We start from the raw sequence: 3,769 nt of genomic DNA, 5'->3' as shown, positions 1-3,769 counted from the left end.
AATTAACCAGCGACCGCTTAAAATACTCGACTGGCAAACACCGTATCAGGTTATGCTGACAAATTTGTCCAAAAATTCGGATTAAATTTGCAATCTACCCGATGAAGTTTTTTTCTGGCAAGATAAGGAATTACAAGAAGATTATCAAATTTAGTTTTCCCTGCTTGCCTTCAAGTACACATTAAGGTCTATTGTGAATACATCAATGAGACTGGCCGGTTATTTAGGCCATTGTGCTACTATGATCCACAAGGAGAAAACGCAATGAATATTAAAGAAGCTAGTGAAAAAACAGGCGTATCGTCGGCGGCCATTCGGTATTATGAGAAGGAATCGTTGATTCCGGAAATTGACCGAACGGAGGTTGGTAATCGTGATATTGATGATCGGATCATTCGCCGCATTACGTTTGTGACGCAGATGCGGGCAGTTGGCATGAGTATTGACAGTTTGCGGCGTTATATTCAATTATTTGACGCGCAAGAAGATAATACGAAAGAGCAGAAGGCCATTTTGCAGGAACAGCTCGCTGTGATGGAAGAAAAACGCGATGACCTGCAATCTGCCATCGATCACCTGAATTACAAACTCAACCATTTCTATGATCACATGGAAACGACTGAGGAAGAACTTCGTGAGCTAGAACGACAGCATGCGGAGAAAAAAGCAAATCAGTAGAAATGAAAGGAGCTGGTCACAATGTCCGCTGAAGACATTGTGACCAGCTCTTTTTTTATCTATGAGAGTAGATTGGTAATTTCGGCGACTGAGCTAGCAGTTTTTATTTGCTGAACCCAGTGATCATCTTGGATTTTTTGCATAAGTTGCGAAAGGGCAGATAAATGACTGGTTTGATCCAAAGGTGCTAGACCAATGACGATTTGAATCGTCCTTTTGTCTGCGTGATCTTTATTTTCAATGGTGACGGGGTGTTGTAGTAACAGTAAGCTCATGCCAAGATCGTTGACGCCGTCGTTTGGTGTGCCATGGGCTAACATGATGCCATTGCCAAGAACCATGTAAGGGCCGTTGACGACTGTTAATCGAATGATTCGGTCAATGTAACGTTGTTCGATGAGATGTTCAGTCAATAGTGGTTTCAAAGCTTGTTGAACAACACTTTTCCAATTGTCCAACTCATCATCAGCATAAGTAATATGGCTGCTGGGTAAAAGTTTCTGTAGGCTTGTTGGTCCTGTGACAGTCGTCTTTTTTATCGGCAGTTTTGCTCTTTGATTGAGGTAACCACGCAGAGCATCCGTCAGACCATCGAAGTTCTCGATACGAGCGTAATTACTGATAATATCGAGCAGAGAATTTACACTGGCCTCGTTAAAATGGTTATCAGTTAAGTGGGCATTGATGAATGCTTTTTCGATTGTTTCCCAATCTTTTTTATTTGGTAGCGGTGATACGCGAACAATGGAGATATGAACGGGGACATTGAGTTCGATGGTACTGATGATGAGCTTGATGTTGGATAAATCTTGATTTTTATACTGGAAAACACTAAGAGGCTGAGAAAAATCAATGTTGGGATAATGTTGAATGAGTTGCTGTTGAAGAATGTACGAGGTCCCAATACCACTAGAGCAGACAACTAAAACATCCACATGTTTGCCACGGCGGCTTTCAATGGCTCGCAATTCACCGCCGAAATATAGCGCAATCAACGCAATTTCGTCGTCACTAAGGTGGCCATTGATGAATTTTTCAAACGGACGAATGGCATACTTAGTGAAAGAAAATAGTTCGCGAAACCCCTCAGTGATTTGTTCAAGGTTGGGATGGTGATAGGAAATCATAAATTTTGAACGATAAAAGGTGGATAACAAGTGGGTAGATAGTGTTAATTCAAGTTTTTCAGGGGATACATTGGCTCCAGACACGGTGTTAAAGCGATCGATAATTTCCCGGGAAATCGGAAAGATAGTTTGGATTAATCCGTCAGCACGATTGACACGATAAAACTGGCTTGTGTTGATGATACGACCCAAAAAATATGATTCACTAAAATTATGAATGTTGTTATCGCTTAAGAACTTGATTGACCAATTAATCGACATTGAATCTACATTGGTTGTTCTTAAGGGAGAATCCGGCAATTGATTCTCTGGCTGTTTGATTCGCTCCAAAAACCATAAAATAAAGTCATCAAGTGTTGATAAGGCGTCGTCACTAAAGTAATTGCCCGTAATTTTTTCTAGCTTATGGATCTCAGTGTTGATCGCAATCAAGCGCGAAGGATTAATGTCGATTTGGCTGTACAGAATTGAGTCGCGATCATTAAGTGCCTCTAATACCCAGTTTCGTTGCGATATTTCGGATCCGGAAATATGCTTTCCTTTAGGCTGTTGTACAATATCGAGTCCATGAGATTCTAGACGTTCACGAACAGATTTGAGGTCGGATATCGCCGTATGTTTGGAGATTTGAAATCTGTTGGTTAAGTCTGACAGGGATAGTGACTTGTGGTTGATGAGATCCCAAGCGATAAGCTGACAACGCTGATGTTTTGTAAATTGTTCTGTCACGGGTTGAGTTTCTGAATATTGATTCAGAAGCTCTTTTTTTGTTTCTTCAGGAATGAAATAGCCGACTCCGGCAAGATTCATGATGATATCAAGCTTAGAGTCGTTTAACTCTTCATTTACTCGTTTTAGAACATAGAAAGTCCCGCGACGAGATAATCCGAGCTGTGTTTTCAATTCTTCAAGAGTGGTGTAATCCTGACGTGTTAGCAAGTAATTAAGAAGATCATTGCCATGTTTGATGTTAGTAAAGTTAATCATGAATGATGAGCCTCCAAATTAAGCATTTTTTTGACGGGGTGAATATTTTGCACTATTGGTAGTGTAAGTATTGCACTTGTTAGCGTTTTCATCAATGCTAGGATTAAACCATAAATTAATAGCGGAGGTGATGGAATGCTGAATGACCTTTTGAACCAGGAAACAGTCCAGTTAACGGATGCAACTGATTTGAGTTGGGAGGCAGCAATCCGACTTGCGGCAAAACCTTTAGTTGCCAACGGTAGTGTGACAGAGCAATACGTTAATTCAATGATTGATGTGGTCAATAATCAAGGCCCATATATTAACATTGGTGATCATATTGCACTTGCACACACGCGACCTGAGAATGGATCAAATCGGATCTCGCTTGCACTGCTCAAAACGAATCATGACATTGCACTTGTTAACCAGGATCATCCCATTACTTTATGGTTCGTTTTATCAGCGGTTGATAGTGAGAGTCATTTAGAAGTCATCAAGCAATTAATGACACTGTTAACCAACGAAGCAACAGTTAAACAGTTGATGGCTGCTTCGTCGGCTGAAGATTTGCTCACAATAATTCATAGTCGCAACGAATAACGGAGGAAATAACATGAAAATTTTAGCAGTATGTCAAAGTGGTTTAGGCAGTAGCTTCATGGTTCAAATGAACGTCCAACAAATTCTGAAAGATGAAAACGTGGATGTTGATGCAAACGATATTACAGTCGATCACTCAGATGTTGGCAGTGCCACAGCCGATTCAGCAGACTACTTTTTCGTTGAATCAACATTGGCTGACGCGCTAGGCAGCATTCCTAAAGAGCGGATCGTTTTGCTAAAGAGTCTGATTGACAAAAAGGAAACTGCAGAACATGTCAATTATGTTTTAGATAAGGCAAATTACAAGTTTAATCCGAACAAGCCCGGAATCTTTCAATGGCAGTCTGTTGATGATGTATTTTTAATGGTCGTTGATTAATTAGTTCAAG

At 40.5% G+C, this 3,769-nt stretch carries 3 protein-coding genes and 1 pseudogene; 3 read left to right on the top strand and 1 reads right to left on the bottom strand.

Translation table 11 applies throughout. The features are described from left to right. Positions 1–264 precede the first annotated feature (264 nt). The gene (locus GB992_RS00545; RefSeq protein ID WP_161000772.1) at positions 265–678 is read left to right on the top strand and encodes a MerR family transcriptional regulator; all 414 of its coding nucleotides are present in this window, start codon (positions 265–267) and stop codon (positions 676–678) included. A gap of 59 nt (positions 679–737) precedes the next feature. Here the strand turns inward: GB992_RS00545 and GB992_RS00540 are convergent, their stop codons facing one another. Then, entirely contained in the window at positions 738–2,792 is a 2,055-nt protein-coding gene (locus tag GB992_RS00540; protein ID WP_161000771.1) for a BglG family transcription antiterminator, read from the bottom strand. Between the two features lie 135 nt (positions 2,793–2,927). On the opposite strand from GB992_RS00540, the gene GB992_RS00535 reads away from it, so the two are divergent. Together GB992_RS00535 and GB992_RS00530 are read left to right on the top strand one after the other, a co-directional pair. Beyond that, positions 2,928–3,377 carry a PTS sugar transporter subunit IIA gene (locus GB992_RS00535; protein ID WP_161000770.1) on the top strand — a complete coding sequence of 150 codons (450 nt, stop codon included), beginning with the start codon at positions 2,928–2,930 and terminating at the stop codon, positions 3,375–3,377. Between the two features lie 13 nt (positions 3,378–3,390). Next, positions 3,391–3,675: pseudogene (locus GB992_RS00530) on the top strand (PTS sugar transporter subunit IIB); the annotation flags it as partial. Between the last annotated feature and the right edge of the window lie 94 nt (positions 3,676–3,769).

This window comes from Furfurilactobacillus milii (genome assembly GCF_009863985.1).
Lineage (GTDB): Bacteria > Bacillota > Bacilli > Lactobacillales > Lactobacillaceae > Furfurilactobacillus > Furfurilactobacillus milii_A.
Note: the sequence above shows the minus strand (reverse complement) of the source record. Positions and strands in the feature narration are given on the sequence as shown.